This is a genomic window from Actinotignum saccati (assembly GCF_051265055.1).
Taxonomy (GTDB): Bacteria; Actinomycetota; Actinomycetes; order Actinomycetales; family Actinomycetaceae; genus Actinotignum.
In genome coordinates, this window is record NZ_JBOZCC010000005.1 from 129,197 (window position 1) to 149,014 (window position 19,818).

The 19,818-nt window shown below is 60.7% G+C and carries 14 protein-coding genes; 9 read left to right on the forward strand and 5 right to left on the reverse strand.

Going from position 1 to position 19,818, the window contains the following annotated elements; all coding sequences use genetic code 11:
- The first annotated feature begins 434 nt into the window (after positions 1 to 434).
- Positions 435 to 941 (forward strand): MarR family winged helix-turn-helix transcriptional regulator, encoded by a 507-nt coding sequence (locus tag ACRQEC_RS05955; RefSeq protein WP_284889998.1) that lies wholly within the window; start codon positions 435 to 437, stop codon positions 939 to 941.
- A 116-nt stretch (positions 942 to 1,057) separates the two neighbouring features.
- Complete coding sequence (locus ACRQEC_RS05960) at positions 1,058 to 1,729, forward strand: histidine phosphatase family protein (protein WP_284889997.1); 672 nt, start codon at positions 1,058 to 1,060, stop codon at positions 1,727 to 1,729.
- A gap of 68 nt (positions 1,730 to 1,797) precedes the next feature.
- Here the strand turns inward: ACRQEC_RS05960 and ACRQEC_RS05965 are convergent, their stop codons facing one another.
- Genes ACRQEC_RS05965 through ACRQEC_RS05975 form a run of 3 tightly spaced genes read right to left on the reverse strand, consistent with a single transcriptional unit; the run spans position 1,798 to position 4,701 of the window.
- Positions 1,798 to 2,283: a PLD nuclease N-terminal domain-containing protein gene (locus tag ACRQEC_RS05965; protein ID WP_284889996.1), complete on the reverse strand. Its 486-nt coding sequence runs from the start codon at positions 2,281 to 2,283 to the stop codon at positions 1,798 to 1,800.
- Between the two features lie 40 nt (positions 2,284 to 2,323).
- Positions 2,324 to 3,232: a 1,4-dihydroxy-2-naphthoate polyprenyltransferase gene (locus tag ACRQEC_RS05970; protein ID WP_284889995.1), complete on the reverse strand. Its 909-nt coding sequence runs from the start codon at positions 3,230 to 3,232 to the stop codon at positions 2,324 to 2,326.
- 59 nt (positions 3,233 to 3,291) lie between these two features.
- A complete protein-coding gene (locus ACRQEC_RS05975; RefSeq protein WP_284889994.1) occupies positions 3,292 to 4,701 on the reverse strand; it encodes a hypothetical protein in 1,410 nt (469 codons plus the stop codon).
- A gap of 214 nt (positions 4,702 to 4,915) precedes the next feature.
- Here ACRQEC_RS05975 and ubiE point away from each other — a divergent pair, with 214 nt between their 5' ends.
- The 3 genes from ubiE (at position 4,916) to secA (ending at position 9,880) form a co-directional block, all read left to right on the forward strand.
- Positions 4,916 to 5,620, forward strand: coding sequence for a bifunctional demethylmenaquinone methyltransferase/2-methoxy-6-polyprenyl-1,4-benzoquinol methylase UbiE (ubiE, locus tag ACRQEC_RS05980; RefSeq protein WP_284889993.1), 705 nt, complete (start codon positions 4,916 to 4,918; stop codon positions 5,618 to 5,620).
- A 50-nt stretch (positions 5,621 to 5,670) separates the two neighbouring features.
- Entirely contained in the window at positions 5,671 to 6,675 is a 1,005-nt protein-coding gene (locus tag ACRQEC_RS05985) for a polyprenyl synthetase family protein (RefSeq protein ID WP_284889992.1), read from the forward strand.
- A gap of 217 nt (positions 6,676 to 6,892) precedes the next feature.
- Positions 6,893 to 9,880 (forward strand): preprotein translocase subunit SecA, encoded by a 2,988-nt coding sequence (gene secA / locus ACRQEC_RS05990; protein ID WP_284889991.1) that lies wholly within the window; start codon positions 6,893 to 6,895, stop codon positions 9,878 to 9,880.
- A 217-nt stretch (positions 9,881 to 10,097) separates the two neighbouring features.
- Here the strand turns inward: secA and ACRQEC_RS05995 are convergent, their stop codons facing one another.
- The gene (locus tag ACRQEC_RS05995; RefSeq protein WP_284889990.1) at positions 10,098 to 11,189 is read right to left on the reverse strand and encodes an Rv3235 family protein; all 1,092 of its coding nucleotides are present in this window, start codon (positions 11,187 to 11,189) and stop codon (positions 10,098 to 10,100) included.
- Positions 11,190 to 11,278: 89 nt separating this feature from the next.
- Positions 11,279 to 12,301, reverse strand: a complete 1,023-nt coding sequence (locus tag ACRQEC_RS06000) for a LysM peptidoglycan-binding domain-containing protein (RefSeq protein ID WP_284889989.1) — start codon at positions 12,299 to 12,301, stop codon at positions 11,279 to 11,281.
- A gap of 413 nt (positions 12,302 to 12,714) precedes the next feature.
- On the opposite strand from ACRQEC_RS06000, the gene ACRQEC_RS06005 reads away from it, so the two are divergent.
- From ACRQEC_RS06005 to ACRQEC_RS06020, 4 genes are all read left to right on the forward strand, one after another.
- The gene (locus ACRQEC_RS06005; protein WP_284889988.1) at positions 12,715 to 13,293 is read left to right on the forward strand and encodes a hypothetical protein; all 579 of its coding nucleotides are present in this window, start codon (positions 12,715 to 12,717) and stop codon (positions 13,291 to 13,293) included.
- Positions 13,290 to 14,246, forward strand: coding sequence for a CpaE/TadZ family protein (locus ACRQEC_RS06010; protein WP_284889987.1), 957 nt, complete (start codon positions 13,290 to 13,292; stop codon positions 14,244 to 14,246). The genes ACRQEC_RS06005 and ACRQEC_RS06010 overlap by 4 nt, the downstream gene beginning before the upstream one ends.
- A 13-nt stretch (positions 14,247 to 14,259) precedes the next feature.
- Complete coding sequence (locus tag ACRQEC_RS06015; RefSeq protein ID WP_284889986.1) at positions 14,260 to 14,781, forward strand: DUF6912 family protein; 522 nt, start codon at positions 14,260 to 14,262, stop codon at positions 14,779 to 14,781.
- A gap of 1,117 nt (positions 14,782 to 15,898) precedes the next feature.
- Positions 15,899 to 19,818: Ig-like domain-containing protein (locus ACRQEC_RS06020; protein WP_435730430.1), on the forward strand; the 3,920-nt coding region annotated here is incomplete at its 3' end.

Below are 19,818 nucleotides of genomic sequence, written 5' to 3' on the forward strand. Positions count from 1 at the left end.
CCGGATGTCCGGGCCTTTTTGTTTTAGTGTTTGTTTTAACGCCGTGGTATTGAGGCTTAGGGACAAGTGAAAGTGCTCACATATTCATGGGATGCTTATCGAGCAAACCTTGACAATTCGGGCAAAAATACTTATCAATATTACTACCTAGGTAAGGGTGGCCTTCCTAAAAAGAGAATGTAACTCTGAGTTACGTTCGTACAAAGGTATACTTCACGTGATGCTGTGGTCGACGGCGCTTCGCCAGGCACGGGCGTGCTGCGCGCGGTACCGCGCTACAAGCACCACTTAAGGCCTTTCGCTCCTATGGTCCCGCGTGGGAAAATGGGGGAGAAGTGGCGTCATCGTTCATCCGGCGCAAGCTGGATGCGTTGCGTCCGGCGCGGGCGCAACGACGTAATGAAGACTCGCACACCCCGTGCGAGTTGCCGTTAATGTCACGACGTGACATCGTGCCTGACGAAGGGATGAATCTCATGGCCGCGGAAGTTCGCTGGCTTTCTGAAGAGGAACAATTTGCCTGGCGCGCGTATCTGCGCGCGACAGTCGTGACCTCAGAGGCGCTCAACCACGCACTCATGGTCAATCACAATCTGTCATTGAACGAATATGACGTTCTGGCCCGCCTTTCCGAGGCGGAAAATCGCTGCATGCGGATGTCGACTCTCGCCGATGTGATGGTACATTCGCGCTCGCGGCTCACCCACACCGTCCGCCGCCTGGAGGCGCGCGGCCTGGTGGCACGCTCCGCCAATGCGCATGACCGGCGCGGGGTGGATTGCACGCTCACGGATGCAGGTTTCAAGCTGCTGCAAAAGGCGGCCATTACCCACGTGATCTCGGTTCGCGCTCACCTCGTGGACAAACTCGGTCATGATGACTTCCTCAAGATGGGCGAGCTGTGCACTCGCCTGGTGGGTAACGCCGCCGATATTTGGTAGGCGTTCGGGCACGTAGGTAATCGGGCACGCCGGTCGGATGGCGCTTTTCAAGCGAATTTCCCAAGCGAGGGGGCTTGGGGTCCGGCCGGCAGCTCCCGGTGCCGTAGACTGGCATCATGATTGACGTAACAGTTGTTCACCTGGTCCGCCACGGAGAGGTGGATAACCCTAGCGGCGAACTGTACGGCCGCCAACCCGGTTTTCACCTCACTGATCTGGGCCGGGAGATGGCCGGCAGTGTTCGGGATTTCTTCCGCGGTCGTGATGTGCGGGCGGTGATGTCTTCGCCCCTGGAGCGGGCTATTGAAACCGCCACCCCCACCGCTGAGCTTTTCGATCTTGAGATTGGCACCGATGCCAACCTCATCGAAGCGGGTAATAATTTCGAGGGCATCAATGTCAACCGGAATCGCTGGATTCTGGCCTCCCCGAGATTTTGGCCGTGGTATATCAACCCCTTCCGGCCCTCCTGGGGTGAACCCTATACGGATATTGCCGCGCGCATGACGAATGCGGTACGCCGCGGGCTGGCAGCGGCTCGCGGCGGCGAAGCGGTGCTGGTATCCCACCAGCTTCCGATTTGGACGCTGCGTTCCTTCGTGGAAGGCCGTTCCCTCGCTCATGATCCGCGCCGGCGCCAGTGCGCGCTGTGTTCGGTGACCTCGCTGACCTTCCAGGGCACCAGCCTGGTGGCGGTGGATTACGCCGAACCCGCGGCCGAGCTGCTGGCCCGGGCGCGCGATATTACCCCGGGAGTTTCCGCGGCGGACGAAAACCGCGGGGACTAGGCGAGACGCGAAAATAGAGACAGCCCCGCCGGACTGGCGGGGCTGAGCGACTCGTAGAAACTAGCGGGTTAATCCTGCGCGGGCGGCTGAGATGCAGGCCGGCCCTCAGATTCCTCCGGATTATCCGGTTGCGCGCCGCCCGCTTCCGGGCTGCCCGGTTTTTTCGATTCGCCTGCGCTGGGGGAGTCCGATGCGGCGTCGGGCGCGGCGTCGTTCTCCTTCTGTTGCCGCTCCCATTCGCGGAAACGGTTTTCTGCGTCCAAACGGGACAGGAAGTCCGGATCATCGTCGGGCGCAACGGGGCGACGGCGCCGCTGCGACGAGGAGCGACCCCGGCCAAAAGAGCCGAGCGAAATATTTTGCTGCGGGAACTTGACCGGGAAAGAAAAAGCGATCCACAGGAGCGACCCGAGAACCGGCACCAGAACCGTCAGGGCGAGCCACGCCGGCTTACGCAGCCGGCCGGGCATGCGGGTGGTGTCCGTGCGGATGACGTCAATGATGCCGTAAATCCAGATGCTGACGGCAAGAAGTGCCATAATTACTCGGGCCATACCACCATCTTAGTCGCTAGCGCGCGGAGGCTGCAGGCACCTAGACTAAGAGCGAACTGGCCCAGAAAGAGACCAGCACCGCCAGTGCGAAAGCAAGCTCGGTAATACCGGTAGTTTTCAGGACCGGGATGAGAGCGCGCCCCTGCGCGCGGGACGGGCCGCGGCTGAGCATCCGCCAACTATTGCGCGCAGCAATGGCGAAAGCGGGGAGGTAGAGGAGGAGGGACGCCTGGTGGGTGCTCGGCGTGAACGCTAGCACGACGCCGCAGCCCATCGCCACCGCGAGCATGAGCACATAGACGCGCCGCGCCCATGTATCACCCAGACGCACCGCGAGGGTGCGTTTCCCGGTGACGGCATCGGTGGGAATATCGCGGATATTATTAGCCATGAGAATGGCGCAGGCAATAAGGCCGACGGCGCTGCCGGCCACCCAGGCATGCCAGGGAACCGTGCCACTCTGGATATAGACGGTGCCGGCGGTGGCGACCAAACCGAAGAAAATAAAAACAAAGACTTCGCCCAAGCCCATATAGCCGTAGGGGTGGCGCCCGCCGGTATAGAACCAGGCGGCCAGCAGCGCGCCCACGCCCACCGCGATCAGCCACCACTGCCCGCACCAGGCAATAATCACCAGCCCCACGAGCGCCGCGAGGCCGAAGCAGGTGAGTGCCACCGCGAGCACCACGCCCGGGCGCACGGTGCCGCCGCCGGTGAGGCGGGGCGGGCCGGTGCGGTGATCGTCGGTGCCGCGGATGCCGTCGGAATAGTCATTCGCGAAATTCACGCCGATCTGCAACAGCAGGGCGAGCACGAAAGCCAGGGCCAGAATCGGGCCGTACAGCGTGCCTTCCCACAGGGTGATCCCGGCCCCGGCGATAACGGGGGAGACACTCGCGGGAAGGGTGCGAACGCGCGCCCCTTCGAGCCAATCAGTAACAGTTGCCACGGCCGCCTATTCTATCGAGGGGATCGCCCCGAGCGCATCATCTAGCCCGCCGCTGGGGTTTAGGCCAGGTCCTCGGGGCGGGGAGCCGGCGCCTGCGGCTGCTGGGGAGCCGGCGCAACCGGGGTGCCCGGATACTCCGGGTGCAAGGGCATCCCGCCCGGGGCGCCTGGAACGGAAGGATGATGCGGGATATCGGAGGCGTGCGGGGTGAGGTAGCCCGTTGCCATCGTTTCGGGCGGGCGGGTGCGGAAGGGCCGCGAGAAAGCTTCCACCACGAGGCCCAGGCCAATCCCGATGAAAATGAGGTACCAGTGCAGGTCGTAACTGGCGCTGGCCAGGTCCATGCCCTGCGCCGCCATCTTCGCGGAACCGCGGGTAATACCCCAGATCACCGCGGTGGTGGCCCCGAAACCGAAGGGCATCACCGTCCAGGCAATAGCACCGAATTCCATGCGCGGATCGCGCGAGCGGCCCCAGCGGTAGGCCGTCCACACCAGGACCAGCACCATGGAGATAAGCGCAACGATGGCCGGTGCGGTGGCCAGGTTATCCCAGAGCAGGAAGGTGGTATCACCCTGAGCATTCACACCCATGCCCAGGCCGCTGGCATCATACTCGGCCGCGAAGGACGCGCCCACCGCCCCGAACATGGTCATGACCCCGGTGGTGAGGAAGAAGGGGAAGGCCAGGAGGAGCCATGCGATCTTGGCATCCTGGCGGACCATGAGGTCAATACCGAAAGCGAGGGCGGAAATGCAGCTCACCAGGATAAAAGCGGTGAAGGCCAGGCGCACCGCGTGCGCGTAGGTGGGAATAGAGGAGGCCGCCGTGAGGGTGAAACGGTTCCGCGGGGTGGATTTCACCGTGGTCATGCGCCCGAAGCCCGCGGCGAAAAGCCCGAGCGGGAGGCAGGTGAGTGCGGTGAAGAGGGGGCTGGCCTGCAGGGCCAGCGGCGGGATGGGCTGACCCATCACGGCCCCGCCCGGGCTCAGATCCACCCGCATGAACGCGGCCAGCCCGGCTCCGATCGCCGCTAGCACCCCGGCCGAAACCCAGGCCGGGACCCAAACCAGCAGGGTGGAATTGCGCTTGCCGCGGCCTACCCACTGGTTGAGGAAGTAGATAATGAGGCCGATCAGGAGGGTGAGGGTGAGAGCGGGAACGAAGAAACTCATATCCACAAGATTCGGCTCGGCCACCACCCGCGCGGTGCCACCCAGGGCCAGCAGCAGGGTGAGGGCCGCCCACTTCGGGGCGGTGAGCACGTCACTAAGATTCACCCCGCCCATATCGAGCTCGCCCATGCCGCGCAGGCCGAGCCAGGCGAAGAAAAGCGTAATGAGGAACGTGACCGCCACCGCGATCACGGGGCTCATAAGAGCCACAATCCAGGTGCGGGCGCCAAAATCGCGGCGCACATCGGCCAGCAGCGGCGGTGTCATAGCTGGCATGGGCGTGGGCAGGGACATAATGACTCCTCAATTCGTGACTTCTTTTTCAGTCTAGTCGCCGCCTAGCGGAAATTCGCCGGTTTGAGGTCCCGTGGGGCGCGCGCCAACCCGGCGGCTTTGGGCGGATGCGCACGTGGACTTTACGCGGATGCGCAGCCGACTGCGCCCCGGCTACGCAGCCAGATAGAATTCCACTCTTGCCAAATACGCCCAAGCTGGTTGAATAGAGGGCATGTCTGCACGTGCACAACTCAGCAAAGATCCGCGCGCCGTCGCCGGAATGTTCGACCAGGTCGCCCCGCGCTACGACCGGAGCAATGACCTGCTCAGCTTCGGGCAGGTGCGGCTGTGGCGCCGCTACGTCACCGAAGCCCTGCGCATTCGCGAGGGGATGGAGATCCTCGACCTGGCCTGCGGGACCGGCACCTCCACCGAGCATTTCGCCCAGGTGGGGGCGCGCGTGGTGGGCGCCGATTTTTCGGACGGGATGCTCGAGGTTGCGCGCCTACGCCACCCCGACTTGCGTTTTGTGCAGGCCGATGCCTGCGATCTTCCTTTCGAGGATCATAGTTTCGACGCCGTAACTATTTCCTACGGCCTACGTAATATTCACGATCCCATGCGAGCCCTCCAAGAAATGGCCCGCGTGACGCGCCCGGGCGGGCACGTGGTGATCGCCGAGTTTTCCACGCCCACCTGCGCGCCTTTCCGCACCCTCTACCACGGCTACCTGCGCCACGTGCTTCCCCGGGTGGCGGCCCTGGCCTCTTCGGATGGCCCGGCCTACGCCTACCTCATGGAATCGATTATCGACTGGCCCGATCAACGCACTCTGGCTGGCTGGCTGCACGCGGCCGGGTGGCGCGACGTTGAATACCGTAATATGTGCAACGGGATCGTTGCGCTGCACCGCGCTACCCTGCCGGCGGCGCACTGAGGCACCGGGCCGCGGGCCGGCGCACCATCGGAAAGCTAGGATTGGCTATCGTGAAAGACCTGACTGTCGAAGAGCTGCTCACCCGCGTGGGGGAGCGGCTCGGCGTCGTCGAAAAAAAGCTGGACGCGGCCACGCATTTTGGTGACCTGCGCGTGGACCCGATCACCACGTATCTTGCCGAGGCGGGCGGGAAACGGATGCGGCCGGCGCTGGCGCTACTCTGTGGGTATCTGGGCCCGGAGCCGGAATCCGAGCGGGTCGAGCACGTGGCGGTCGCGATGGAGCTGACTCACCTGGCTTCCCTCTACCACGACGATGTTATGGACGAAGCCCCACTGCGGCGCGGGGTGCCGGCCGCGCACCGCAGCTACGGGAATTCCGCGGCGATTATGGCGGGAGATATTCTTTTTTCGCGCGCCTCCTCCATGATGGCGGATCTGGGGCCGCGAGCCGTCAAGGATTACGCGGAAACGTTCCGGCGCCTGTGTACCGGGCAGCTCCTGGAAACCGTGGGGCGCAGGCACGGGGTGTCTCCGCGGGCGCACTACCTGGAGGTTCTAGCTGGGAAAACCGGTTCGCTTATTGCGGCCTCGGCGCGCGAAGGCGTGTATGCGGCGGCCGGGAGCCGGGAGGCCGAGTACGCGCACGTTGCCGCCCAGGTGCAAGAATTCGGTGAAAATGTGGGGATTGCCTTCCAGATTGCCGATGACTATATCGACGTGGTTTCCGAGGAAACCGGTAAAGAACAGGGCACGGACCTGCGCGAATCGGTGGACACCATGCCCACGATTTTGTTGCGGGAACGCGCCGCCGCGGGGATTTTGGACGACGCCGGGCTAGCGATCTTGGCGGAATTGGACCGCGGGGAGCTGGCCGGGCAGCGCCTTGATACCGTGCTCGGCGCGCTGCGCAACCATTCGGTGATGGATGAAACTCGGGCGCTTGCCGAGGAATGGGCCGGGCGCGCGGTGGCCGCCATTGCTGACCTGGAGAATGGGGCAGTGCGCGAAGCCCTCGCGGAATATGCACGCTCGGTGGTGGCGCGCACGGTCTAGATTGACAGGCACGGTCTAGGAGGCGCGCCGGCGGGGTGGCGGCGTCGTCGTACCTATGCCCGCAACCACGCAGAGAAGCGCGCGAAGGCCTGGTACTAGGCTGGTGAAAAACTGAGCGTAATGAAGAACGCAAAGCTAATGGTGAAAGAGGTGGGGCGGGGCGCGCTTCTACCCCGTACAATTGCATCCGTATGCCCACGGTAAGGAGCTCGACGAAGTGGCACGCTTGATTGATCGTATCCTTCGCGCCGGCGAAGGCCGCACGCTGAAGAAGCTGAAGAACATCACCGCGCAGGTCAATGCGCTCGAAAGTGATATCTCGGCGATGAGTGATGAGGAGTTGCGCGCGCAAACCGATAGCTTCAAGGAGCGCCTGAAAGAAGGCGAAACCCTCGATGCTATCCTTCCCGAAGCTTTTGCCACGGTGCGCGAAGCGGCGGTGCGGACCATCGGCCAGCGCCCCTACGATGTGCAGGTGATGGGCGGCGCGGCCCTCCACCTGGGCAATATTGCCGAAATGAAAACCGGTGAAGGTAAAACGCTCGTGGCAACCATGCCCGCCTACCTCAACTCGCTCACCGGTGAGGGCGTGCACGTGGTCACGGTTAATGATTACCTGGCTTCCTACCAGTCTGAACTTATGGGGCGCGTCTACCGCTTCCTCGGGGTGACCACCGGGTGTATTCTCACCGGGCAAACTCCCGAACAGCGCCGCGAACAATACAATGCGGATATTACTTACGGAACCAATAATGAATTTGGTTTCGATTACCTGCGTGACAATATGGCCTGGCGTACCAGTGAACTGGTGCAGCGCGGGCATAATTTCGTTATCGTTGACGAAGTTGATTCCATTCTTATTGACGAAGCGCGTACCCCGCTGATTATTTCGGGCCCGGCGGAAGGTGATGCTAATAAGTGGTATCGCGAATTCGCGCGTCTGGTGCTGCGTATGCGCCGGGATACCGATTACGAAGTGGATGAAAAGAAGCGCACTGTGGGTGTGCTCGAAGCGGGAATTGACAAGGTGGAAGATGCCCTGGGTATCGATAACCTGTATGAATCCCTCAATACTCCGCTTATCGGCTACCTGAATAATGCAATTAAGGCCAAGGAGCTTTTCGAGCGGGATCGCGATTATGTGGTTCTCAACGGCGAAGTGCTGATCGTGGACGAACACACCGGGCGCGTGCTGCCCGGGCGGCGCTACAACGAAGGCATGCACCAGGCGATTGAAGCCAAGGAAGGTGTGGAGATCAAGGCAGAGAACCAGACTCTGGCCACGATCACCCTCCAGAACTACTTCCGCCTCTACAACAAGCTGTCCGGCATGACGGGTACGGCAGAAACCGAAGCTGAGGAATTCGCCTCGACGTATAAGCTCGGCGTCGTTCCCATTCCCACGAATAAGCCGATGATCCGCAAGGACGAACAGGATCTTATTTATCCCACCCGCGCGGCCAAGCTGCGCGCGGTTGTGGAAGATATTGTGGAACGCCACGAAAAGGGCCAGCCGGTCCTGGTGGGTACCGCCTCGGTGGAAGCTTCCGAAGAGCTTTCCGATTTGCTCGCGCGTGAAGGCATTGAGCATCAGGTTCTCAACGCGAAGCAGCATGAGCGGGAAGCGCGCGTGGTTGCGGAGGCCGGGCGGAAGGGCGCGGTCACGGTGGCCACCAATATGGCCGGCCGCGGTACTGACATTATGCTGGGCGGCAATCCCGAACATCGCGCGGTGGATGCGCTGGCGGCCCGCGGCCTGGATCCGGAAGAAACCCCGGAAGAATACGAAGCGGCCTGGCCGGAAGAACTGGCGCGCCAGCAGGAAGCCGTCAAGGCCGAACACGAAGAAGTGGCAGAATTGGGCGGCCTGTACGTGCTCGGTTCGGAGCGCCACGAATCCCGGCGTATCGATAACCAGCTGCGCGGGCGTAGCGGGCGCCAGGGTGACCCGGGCGAATCACGTTTCTACCTGTCGCTGGAAGATGACCTGCTGCGCCTGTGGGGCCAGGGTATGGCCGGGCGGATGCTCAGCTACGCCATGGACGACGATGCTCCCATCGAAACGAAGCAGATGTCGAAGAACGTTTCGCGGGCGCAAACCGAAAATGAGGCGCGGAACGCGGAAATGCGTAAGAACGTCCTCAAGTACGACGACGTGATGAACGACCAGCGTACCGTGGTGTACACCGAGCGGCGTTCCATCCTCGAGGGCGAAAATATGGAGTCCATGGTGCAGGGCTTCCTTGACTTCGTGGTGGATGACGTGGTCAGCGCCCACACCGCCGATGATAATGAGGAAGCGTGGGATCTTTCCGCGCTGTGGACGGACCTCAAGGGCTACTACACTCCCGGATTCACCGCGGAGGAATACCTCGATGAGATTGGCGGGCCCTCCCAGTTGGACCGCACCGCGCTCAAGCGCGAACTCACCGATGATATTCACGCCCATTACGAGGAGCGCGAAGCGGAAGTCGGCGAGGAAAATATGCGCGAACTGGAACGCCAGATCGTGCTATCCGTGCTGGACCGCAAGTGGCGTGAGCACCTCTACGAAATGGATTACCTCAAGGAAGGTATTGGCTTGCGCGCCATGGCGCAGCGCGATCCGCTCGTCGAATACAAGGACGAGGGCTACCGCATGTTCCAGGCGATGAACGACAATATCATGTCGGAAACCGTCCGGTACCTCTTCAAGTTCGAGCTTCCTTCCGAACGCGCGGCGCGCCTGGAGGCGGAAGCCCAGGCGAACGGCCCGGTGACCGTGGCTGGGAATACCGCGGCGGGTATGGCCGGCCCCGGGGTGGTGATTCGCACCAGCGGTGAGGGCAGCGCCGAGCAGGTATCCGCCTCCCAGCAGGCACTGCGTGCCGCCCAGGAACAGCAGCGCCAGTTGCTGGAGGAGAAGCAGCGCCAGGTGCAGGCGGAACAGCAGCGGGCTTTGCAGGCCGCGGTGGGTGAAGGCGCCGAGGGTGCCTCGGGCCAGCGCGTGACCGCGGAATCCCTCGGGATTAAGCAGCCGAAGCGCCAGCAGAATGTTTCGTATTCCTCGGCCGCGAAGGACGGCTCCGGGGAGACGGAAACCACCGGTGCGCGCGGCGGTTCGCGCGGGGGCCGGCGCGGTGCGGGTGGCTCCGGCGGCGCTGGCGGTGGCAACCGGGCGCAGCGCCGGGCCGCGGCTAAGCAAAATAAGAAGCGGCGGCGGTAGGCGGTTGCGAGGCCGTTAGTTAGCGGGTCGTTCGTTAGCGTGCCGCGAGGCCGCAGCGAGCCGTTAGTTAGTGCCGCGAGGCTACCGCAAACGGTTAGGCGAGAGACATACGGGTGCCGGCCGGTCACGTGCGTGATAGTGCGTGACCGGCCGGCACTTGTTTTGTTTCGAGTGCGTTGCGCGTTTCGGGATAGTTTTTGTTGTCCTTGCGGCCCGTTCACCCAATTTCCAGGGCGACGACGATCCAGCGGCCCGCGAGGAATTCCATACGCATGGCAACCGCATGGGTCCGCTCGCCCGAATATACGCAGGCGATGACCTCGGCCACGCGCGGGCGTGGATGCGTTATTTTGAGCGTGGAAATCCGCAGGTTTCCCAGCCAGGGTGCTTTCCCCTTAATGCGCATAGCCAGGCCGGCCCGGCGCACCAGCGCGGCAAATACTTCCGGGCTGAGATGCGGGCGTACATATCCGGGCGCGCGGTGGCCCAGCAGTACCTCAATGGAGTAGATAATTATTCCGGCGGCGAAGCGATGCGGTGGCCGGATCTCGGGCGGGAGTGGATCATCGAGGGTGGCCATCTCCTCACGCCACATATCGCGGTAGGGCGCGGCGGATAGCGCGAGCCGGTTCCATTGGTGGAGTTTGGATTCGCTTGGTGGGGCAGTGTAGGTATCGGTGATGTGTTCGCTATCGGTTCCGGTCCCGCCATTGATGATGTTTTCGTCACCGGCGGCACCAACACCATAAGCGAGGTAAACATCATCGATCAGTTCAAAGGCATCGACGGGATCCACGCCTTGGGCGGGTTCCATACCGTTCGTGAATTCCACGCTGTTTGTGGGGTCCACGCTGTTCGTGGGATACGCGTCGGTGCCGGGGCGCTCGCCAACCAGAGCACCGGGTAGCTCCGTGGGCTCGCCTGCGAGCCCGCCCGCGGGCGGCGGCGCGTTTTCCGCCACGCAGGTATCTTCCTCGTGGGGTGCCGGCGGGAAGGGAGGGTGGCGGGTGACCGCGCGATATTGGGTAATTTCCGCGAGTTGAACCTGATCCAGAGCGGACACAATTTCATCCATATCCGGCTGCGCAAATACCGGAGGCGGTGCAGGTGGGAGCCGAGAAACCTGAATCATCTCCGGCTCCTCCGCCCCGAGATGGGAACACGAACTTGGCTGGCCCTCCGTTGCGACTTCCTCGGGAGGAGGCAGATCCTGACCCGCAGTACTGGTTATGGGCTGCAGTTCGGGATGGGCGGGCGTCGTCGTTTCAGTAGCACCGGGGGTATTTTCGGTATGCGGAGCAGTGGACATGGGTCCTCCTAGAGATGCGTGGGGTAGGGGAATCAACCTCGATGGCCGAGGCAGGACTGAAATGGGTAGCGGGAGCAGATGCGTGAGTCTTACTCCCGCGCTGGCGGAAGAATAAAGTGTTCGCCGGGATAAATGAGGTCGCTATCCTCGATGGTGTTGGCCGCGGCGATGGCATAGGTATATCCGAGAATATCCGCATCGCTCGCGCCGGCCCCGAGGTGCGTATCGGCAATATCCCAAAGGGTGTCCCCGAGCTGGACAATATAAATCGGGGGAGGCCCTGCCCACGGCAGCTCCGCGGGTTGCGGATCCGAGTTGAGGAGCGGGGCAGCCAGCCGTGAAATCTCGGTCGGGGAAAGTGTGGGTGTACTACGCGCGGTTGGGCGTAACGATTCGGTGGGAGCGCTACCCGGGTTGCTTGGCTGAGCAGCCTGAGCAGGTTGAGCAGGTTCGGCCGGTTCCTCCGGCGAATTCAGCGCACCCGGTTCTTTTGGTGCGTCCGGTTTATCCGATACATCGGGTTTACCTAACGGCCCCGCTTCATCCTGCGCATCCGCTTCGCCCGGCGCGTTTGGTTCTCCAGGCCCAGACGAAGGCGATGCCGCAGATGGCGCCGGCGGGTGCAAATAGTAGCCACCCGCACCGTCTCGATACGAGACGTCACCGAGCAAGTCATCAGGATCCACGCGGAACAACCCGGTGGGATCGAGACTGGGCTGGGAAGGCGAGGTGAGAAGAGCAGAATAGTCACCGCCCCAGCCAATATCGACGCCGCTGCCAGAGTTCGGCTCCGCGGCCCATGCCCCGGGCACGGCCACCAGCGTAGTGGCGAGAGTGCTGGTGAGAGCCGCGCGGAAATGGCGCCCGCCGATGCGACGGGCGAGGCGGGTGACGGCGTCGTCCTTCCCGCGCGCGAAGCGCGCAACCGCGCAATAGCAGAGGGTGAGCCGCGCGCATGCCAAGCACGCGACGATGCATACGCCCACGGTGAGAGTCCCGGTGAGCTGGGCGACGCTCCCGGGCGGGGCATGCAAGCGGGCGGTCGCGACCGCGAAAAATGCGGACGCGAGCCCTGCGAGCGCCGATAACAGCGCTTTGATCGTTACCGACATCGTAAACCTCTTCAGTGGGGTTACCGGTCAGGATCGAAAACCTCGTGCTCCGCTCGTGATGAAGAGCGGGTGGCACGCGGTTCTCACCGTGGTGGTATGACTAAATGTCCCGTGTGGCTCAACTATTAATCAGCCGGGTACACCCGGCCTCATTCCCCTGTGGATAACTCATATAAGAAACGGCAAGGAAAGGCCTGGATATCCACAAGCTGTGGATGGGGGCTTGGCGAGTTGCGCGCTACCTGTCACACTGACTCCACGGCGCGAGCGGGCGTGACCGGAGGCTAAAGTGGTGGTTATTTCTGGTCGTTTCCGGTTACTCCGCATCGCTCCCGGTCGCGAGTTTTCGCGGCCACATACGGTCGAGTGTGGTCAAGTTCGCTCAAATGCGGTCAATCGGAAAGGATAGGCGGATGCGTGAGAAAACGTGGGCACGGTGGAAAGATCCGCGTCTGGCAGGCGGGGTGGCGTTGATTGCTGCCGGCGCGCTCGCGGGCGGGTATGCGCTGCGCGGCCCGGTGACCGTTCCTGTCTACCGCGCAACCGAGGCGGTGGTGCCGGGCACCTCGCTGGATGAGGCGAGTCTGGCCGTGGTGGAAGTACCGGCTGGGCTGGCCGATGCCTATATCCCGGCAGGCCAGGCGGGTACGGTTGGGCGCACGATTTACCCGGGTGAGTTGGTCGAAAAGTCGGCGTTGCGCATGTCGGGTGAGCGGGTGGTGACAATGCTGCCGGTCAGCGGTGCGCTTCCCACTGCTCTGGCGCGCGGGGCGCCGGCCCAGCTATGGGCGCTTCCCGCCACGGGTGGTACCGGCGAAAAAGCGCCCGCCCGGTTGATTTCCCGGGAGGTCATTTTCGCGGGAACGGCCAGTGATACCCATTTCGCGGGCGCGGCGGCTATGGAAGTTCATATTCCGCGCGCCGAGCTCGGGGTGGCACTCGAGGAACTCGCGGCGGGTGCGTCATTCACCCTGGTAGGTGAGGTGCAATGAGGTTGAATCCTGAGCGCCGGAAGCGTGCCAACGTCCCGAAGCACACGAATTCTGCTGAGCGTGCCCATGCTGATCCCGGTTTCCTGGTGGCCATCTGGGGGAGCGCGGGCGCCCCGGGCCGTTCCACCTTGGCACGCGATCTTGCCTGGGTGTTGAGCGAGCGGCATGCGGTGCTGCTGGTGGACGCGGATACCCGCAACCCATCCTTGGCGCAGCTCGTGGACCTGGGCGAGGAACCAGCCGGGCTCATCGGGGTGGCTCGCGCCCTGCATGCCGGTGACACCCTCGAGGCGCAGCTTCCGCGTTACGTGCGGGAACTGCGCATCGGCCCGCGCGGCATCTTACATTTCCTCCCCGGTCTCAACCGCGGTGGTCGCTGGCGTGAACTGGCCGGGCCCGGTATCGGCGAGCTCTGGGATGAGCTCCGACCTTTCGCACAGATCACCATCGTTGATTGCGCCGCGGAACTGCCCGCTTTCCTCGACGAAGCCGATATCCGGGCGGCCGGATTCCCCCGCTCGAAGCAACCTGATCTGCACGAGCAGCTAGGCCAGCTTGTCCGGAGTGGCGAAGGGTGTGCTGGGGCGAGCGGGGAGCGCGATAGCTTGACGCTCAGTGCCCTTCTTGCCGCGGACCTCGTGGTGGTGGCCTGCCGCGCCGGACCGGTGGGTTTGCGCCGCGGAGTGGAGGCGTGGTGGCGCGCCCGGGCGCTGGGTCGCGCGGCTTTGCCGGTGGTCACCCGCGCGGGTCTGGAGGATCACGTTACTTTCGCCTCGCTTCTTGGGGAGCGTGAGATACCCGCCGTGATAGGGGTGGGCGACGACGCCGCTCGCTACGCACGGGCCGAACGAGCCGGCATGAGCGTGGTGGCTGTGGCCCCTCGCAGTAGGGTGAGTCGGGATGTGCGGCGGCTGGCGCGTGCTGTTCTGGACTATCGGGGTGTGGGGCGGTGAGTAGACTGGGCGCATGAGAATTTATCTTCCGGCTACTCCTGCCGATGTGGCGATGTCCGTGCTTTCCGGGCGTGTGGTGCACGCGGCAACGGAGGCTCTGGCGCGTGAAGTGAATGATGAAGATCGTGATTATCTCGAGGCGATTGCTTTCAACGCGGCCGCGGATGATTCTTTGCGTGCTGTCTCGGCGATGTTCGCCGGGAAGGCCGATCCTCAGTTTGGGGTAGTACTGCCGGAGCGGGGCGGCCTGCGTCCGCGCCGGGTTGTGATTGCTGCCGAGGTAGCACCCGAGAAATGCCGGGATCTTGCCAACCCCGAGGAGTATTTGCCCACGGCCCTTCAGCTTTTCGAAGAGCTTTCCTGGGCTGACGTGGTGTCTATCCACGTGGACGGGCCGGAGATGGAACCCTACGTGTTGGCAGGGCCTGATGACGAGGCCGCTTTCGAGGTGCTCGCCGAGGAGGACTTGCTCTGGTACGACGTTTCCGAACGCCTTGATCTAGCCCTCGAACTGGGCGCAGCGGCAAGCGTTTAAGAAGCCGATATGGTTATGTGGTCCGGATGTGCATGCTGATCGGATGATGCTGCACGTATAGCCGCTTGTTATGAAAACCGCGCGAATAGTTCTCTCATATCTGTGAGATCGCCTGTTCTGAAGATACTATGTGTAAATTGAATAATAATTCACGAGTTCGCGTTCGTCCGGGTGGTTACGTTCCACACACTTTGTGGAGAATGAGTTACATAAAGACCGCGAGATGGGCTAAAAGTCCTCTTTCGATTGGGGCCACACCGATGAAAGTCCAGGTCAAGGCGGTATGTATATATTTGATGATATATTACTAAATATCGAAGAAGTAATTCGTGGTTGTGTTACGATTTTGAATGTTTAGGCGGTGCGGTGCGTTACTGATTATGTTTTGGTGATACTTGGGTGTATCGCTTTCATAATTTTCACCTATGTGACGGCAGCCGTCTCCTAAATATCCGTATATCTAACCAATGGAGAAGAGATGTCTCACTACACGGGGTCGCTTAATTCGGCACCCGGCATTTTCGCTCCGGCTGGCAATCGAGCGGGGGGGGGTACTCTTCGCAAGAAGTTGTGGGCTGGTCTCACTGCCGCAGCTTTGTGTTTGAGTCTCACCCCGACGTTTAGCGCTCCTTCTGCGCAAGCCTATGAGCTACAACGGTCAGACGGTAAGCTCGGTGAAATTAAAGGCTCGGTATATGGCCGAGTTTTCTTGGACCGGGTAGATAATATTGCGTCTTTCGATAAAGGTGATGAAGGACTTGCTGGCGTAAAAGTATACGCTCAGTGGGTTGATTTTAATAATAAAAAGCTGAAGGGTGCTGTCTCGCCGGTTTATTGGACCGAAACCAAAGCTGACGGTAAGTACTCGATTAAGCTTCCCAATTGGACGGACGCCCTAGGTATTGAGCATGAGTGGAGAGCTCAGGCTGGTCAAGGTTTGCGCATCTGGGCTGATAATCCCGATAAAACGAAGTATGTAAATTCGTTTGTGGAGTCCGACGGCATCTTCGTTAACAATGGGATGACGCAGCGATATGTGGGTACGTGGAATGCGTGGCCACAGTCTGCTGCGGAGAACATGAATATCTCTTATCAGGAGCGTCCTAAGATTGAAGAGATGTTTCCGGACGAGAGTACCTGGAAGGAAACAACCAACCAGGAAAACGGCGGCTACGTTAACGGAAGCGTTTTTTATGATCAAAGAAACTACTTTGGCGCTCCGAAGGCTGTACGTAATTTCCAAGACGGTTTTGGGGACGTAGCGGTTCCTGGCGTTAAAGTCGTGGGTACCTACGTTCAAGATGAGGTTGCGCGCCGTTTTGACACGTGGAAGAGCGAGCACCGGGGTTATACCCGCGAGCAATTTAAGGCAGCTCAGCGTGACATCATGGCGAAGTATCAGGAGGAAACAGGGAAAAGCCCATGGGCTGAGACTGCCTACGGCGTAACGGATGCTCAGGGTTCGTATCACATCCAGTTCCGTGGACTTTGGGGTGATAGCTACACCTTTAAAGGCATCATGAAGAACGGCACGTACGGTGATCTGGTTCCCGAGGGCGAAGGTTCGTGGCTCAAGGGCAACTGGAGTTCGAAGCACGTTAACGTCGCCTATATGTATGTTGCCCCCGTGTTGCCAGAGGGTGTGGGTGGTGCACTCGATAACTTCCCGGACAATATGTTTGGCCCCGGAGACAAAGTCCCAGACTATGCAACTCTTGGTGGAATGAGTGACCTCCATAACCAAGATTTCGCGCTCCGCATGGAGGATCGTGATTTCCAGGTTCTGGAATACAACCAGACTGATAAGCCGGCAGCACCTGGCGTGACGGTCGAAACGAAGGCTACTGGCTTTGTTCCCTCGAGCGGTCACGAAATTGTGTGGACGGATTCTGAAGGTAACGAGGTGCATAAGTGCATCTCCAAATCTTCAAACCTAGGCGTTGTGAACTCGTGTCCTCTGACGGTTCCGGCTGATCTCGATCATGACGAAATCTACACGGCGACGATCTATCCCGAAGGCTCGCGCGATACTGCGCTAGCCAAGGACGCTTTTGCTGCCAAGCCGACGCCGGAGTACAAGCACACCTCGGTTGACCTCGATACGACCGAAACCGTTGCTTCGCCGCTTCACAAGGAAAACGGAACCAAGCCGCGAGACGCGAAGTATGCGCCTCTCGAAGAGAATGTGAAGATTCCCGAAGATCTCCTTGCTGATGTTGACCAGACCAAGGTGAAGGTTGGTCAGCAGCCGTGGGCGACGGTTAATGAGGATGGAACCATTTCGCTTGCGCCGAAAAAGGGCGAAGCTGAGCCGGGTGAGTACCTCATCCCGGTCAAGATGACCACTCCGACGGGTGAAAAGATTCTTCTTGCCCCGATTACGGTGCATGATCCGAATTCCGATGGTGATAACGACGGCACTCCGGATCTAAAGGATAAGTGCCCCACCATTGCTGGGCCGGCTTCTAATAATGGTTGCCCTGCGTGGGGTGATGGTGATGGTAAGCCTGGCGCGGATGTGACGCTGGAGAAGGATCCGGCTAATGGCAAGGTTCCGGATACTGCATCATGTGAGGCGACTGGTGGTGCTACCTGCACTATTGGCACCGATGGCAACGTCGTCGTCACTATCCCTGGTGACGCCAAGGATAAGGACGAGATTACTGTCACGATCAAGGATGGTGACAAGGTTCTTGATACCTCCAAGGTGACCGTCACCGATCCGGATACCGACGGCGATACTGTCCCGGATTCTTTGGATAAGTGCCCAGATGTTGCCGGCCCGGCTTCTAATAATGGTTGCCCTGCGTGGGGTGATGGTGATGGTAAGCCTGGCGCGGACGTGACGCTGGAGAAGGATCCGGCTAACGGCGATATCCCGAACACCGCGACCTGTGAAGCCGGTAATGGTGCTACCTGCACCATTGGCCCGGATGGCAACGTCGTCGTCAAGGTTCCGGAAGATTCTGTCCCCGGTACTGAAATTCCGGTGACCATTAAGGATGGCGACACGACCCTGGACACCTCCAAGGTGACTGTTGTTCCCGCGAACAACCCGATCTGGAACGACACAACTACCAAGCCGTTCGAACCGGCCGAGCTGCCTAATGAGGGTGGCCCTGTCCCGGCAGGCTCCACGGTTGAGGTCACCGGTCCGGGTACCGCAACCCTGAACGAAGACGGCTCGATTACCGTCACTCCGAACGCGAACGCCAAGGATAAGGACCAGATTGTCGTCAAGGTTAAGGACCCGAACGGTAAGGATCTTGACTCCGCTACCGTGACCATTGTTGACCCCGACACCGACGGCGACAATGTCGCCAATGACAAGGATCAGTGCCCGACCATCGCTGGGCCGGCTTCCAATAACGGTTGCCCGGCGTGGAACGACGGCGAGGGCAAGCCCGGTGCGGATGTGACGCTGGAGAAGGATCCGGCTAACGGTCCGATCCCGTCCTCGGCCACCTGTGAAGCAACCGGTGGCGCCACCTGCACTATTGGCGGGGATGGCAATATCGTCGTCAAGGTTCCTGGGAATGCGAAGGATAAGGACGAGATTACTGTCACGATCAAGGATGGTGACAAGGTTCTTGATACCTCCAAGGTGACCGTCAAGGACCCGGATACCGATGGCGATACTGTCCCGGATGCGCTTGATCAGTGCCCGGATGTTGCCGGCCCGGCTTCTAATAACGGTTGCCCGGCGTGGAACGACGGCGAAGGTAAGCCCGGCACTGATGTGACGCTGGAGAAGGATCCGGCTAATGGTCCGATTCCGGATACTGCTTCGTGTGAAGCTTCCAATGGTGCTACTTGCGTGATTAGTGAGGATGGCAACGTCGTCGTCAGGGTTCCTGGTGACGCGACCCCTGGAACTGAAATCACGGTAACCATTAAGGATGGCGATAAGACACTTGATACCTCCAAGGTGACGGTTACCGAGCCGGATAAGCCCGTGTGGAACGACGGAAACAGTAAGCCGGGTGTTCCGGTTGACCTTCCGAATACTGGCGGGCCGGTACCTGACGGCACCACGGTGGAAGTGAACGGTCCGGGCACCGCGACTCTCAATCCCGATGGTTCAATCACGGTTACTCCGAATCCGGATGCTAAGGACAAGGACGAAGTTGTCGTCACGGTCAAGGATCGCGATGGCAAGGAACTCGATACTGTGACCGTGACTGTTAATGATCCTGATAGTGATGGGGATGGCCTGACCGATTCTGAAGAAGAAAAGATCGGAACCGACCCGAACAATCCGGATACTGATGGTGATGGGATCAACGACGGGGACGAGGTCAATGGCACCAAGAATCCGTTCCAGGACGATAAGTCTGATCCGGATGGTAAGCCTGGTAATACTGATCCGCTCAACCCTGACTCGGATGGTGATGGTGTGAATGACGGTGACGAAGTCACTGGTAAGCACAACAATGGCAATCCGACTAATCCGAACAAGGCTGACTCTGATGGTGACGGCGTGACGGATGGGGATGAGAAGAAGGACGGCACCGATCCGAATAACCCGGATACCGACGGCGATGGCATCAATGATGGTGACGAGAAGAAGATTGGTACTGATCCGAAGAACCCGGATACTGACGGTGATGGGATCAACGACGGTGATGAGGTGAATGGCACCAAGAACCCGTTCAAGGACGATAAGTTCAATAAGGACGGCAAGCCTGGTAACACTGACCCGCTCAACCCTGACTCGGATGGCGATGGTGTGAATGACGGTGACGAAGTGACCGGCAAGAACAACAACGGCACTCCGACTAATCCGAACAAGGCCGACACCGATGGTGACGGCGTGACGGATGGGGATGAGAAGAAGGACGGCACCGATCCGAATAACCCGGATACCGACGGCGATGGCATCAATGATGGTGACGAGAAGAAGATTGGGACCGATCCCAACAACCCGGATACTGACGGTGATGGGATCAACGACGGTGATGAGGTCAATGGCACCAAGAACCCGTTCAAGGACGATAAGTTCAATAAGGACGGCAAGCCCGGTAACACTGACCCGCT

Bases quoted from the DNA above. Each gene is read 5' to 3' on its own strand.
- ACRQEC_RS05955 (WP_284889998.1), top strand. From the start codon at position 435: ATGTCACGACGTGACATCGTGCCTGACGAAGGGATGAATCTCATGGCC.
- ACRQEC_RS05960 (WP_284889997.1), top strand. From the start codon at position 1,058: ATGATTGACGTAACAGTTGTTCACCTGGTCCGCCACGGAGAGGTGGAT.
- ACRQEC_RS05965 (WP_284889996.1), bottom strand. From the start codon at position 2,283: ATGGCCCGAGTAATTATGGCACTTCTTGCCGTCAGCATCTGGATTTAC.
- ACRQEC_RS05975 (WP_284889994.1), bottom strand. From the start codon at position 4,701: ATGTCCCTGCCCACGCCCATGCCAGCTATGACACCGCCGCTGCTGGCC.
- ubiE (WP_284889993.1), top strand. From the start codon at position 4,916: ATGTCTGCACGTGCACAACTCAGCAAAGATCCGCGCGCCGTCGCCGGA.
- ACRQEC_RS05995 (WP_284889990.1), bottom strand. From the start codon at position 11,189: ATGTCCACTGCTCCGCATACCGAAAATACCCCCGGTGCTACTGAAACG.
- ACRQEC_RS06000 (WP_284889989.1), bottom strand. From the start codon at position 12,301: ATGTCGGTAACGATCAAAGCGCTGTTATCGGCGCTCGCAGGGCTCGCG.
- ACRQEC_RS06005 (WP_284889988.1), top strand. From the start codon at position 12,715: ATGCGTGAGAAAACGTGGGCACGGTGGAAAGATCCGCGTCTGGCAGGC.
- ACRQEC_RS06010 (WP_284889987.1), top strand. From the start codon at position 13,290: ATGAGGTTGAATCCTGAGCGCCGGAAGCGTGCCAACGTCCCGAAGCAC.
- ACRQEC_RS06015 (WP_284889986.1), top strand. From the start codon at position 14,260: ATGAGAATTTATCTTCCGGCTACTCCTGCCGATGTGGCGATGTCCGTG.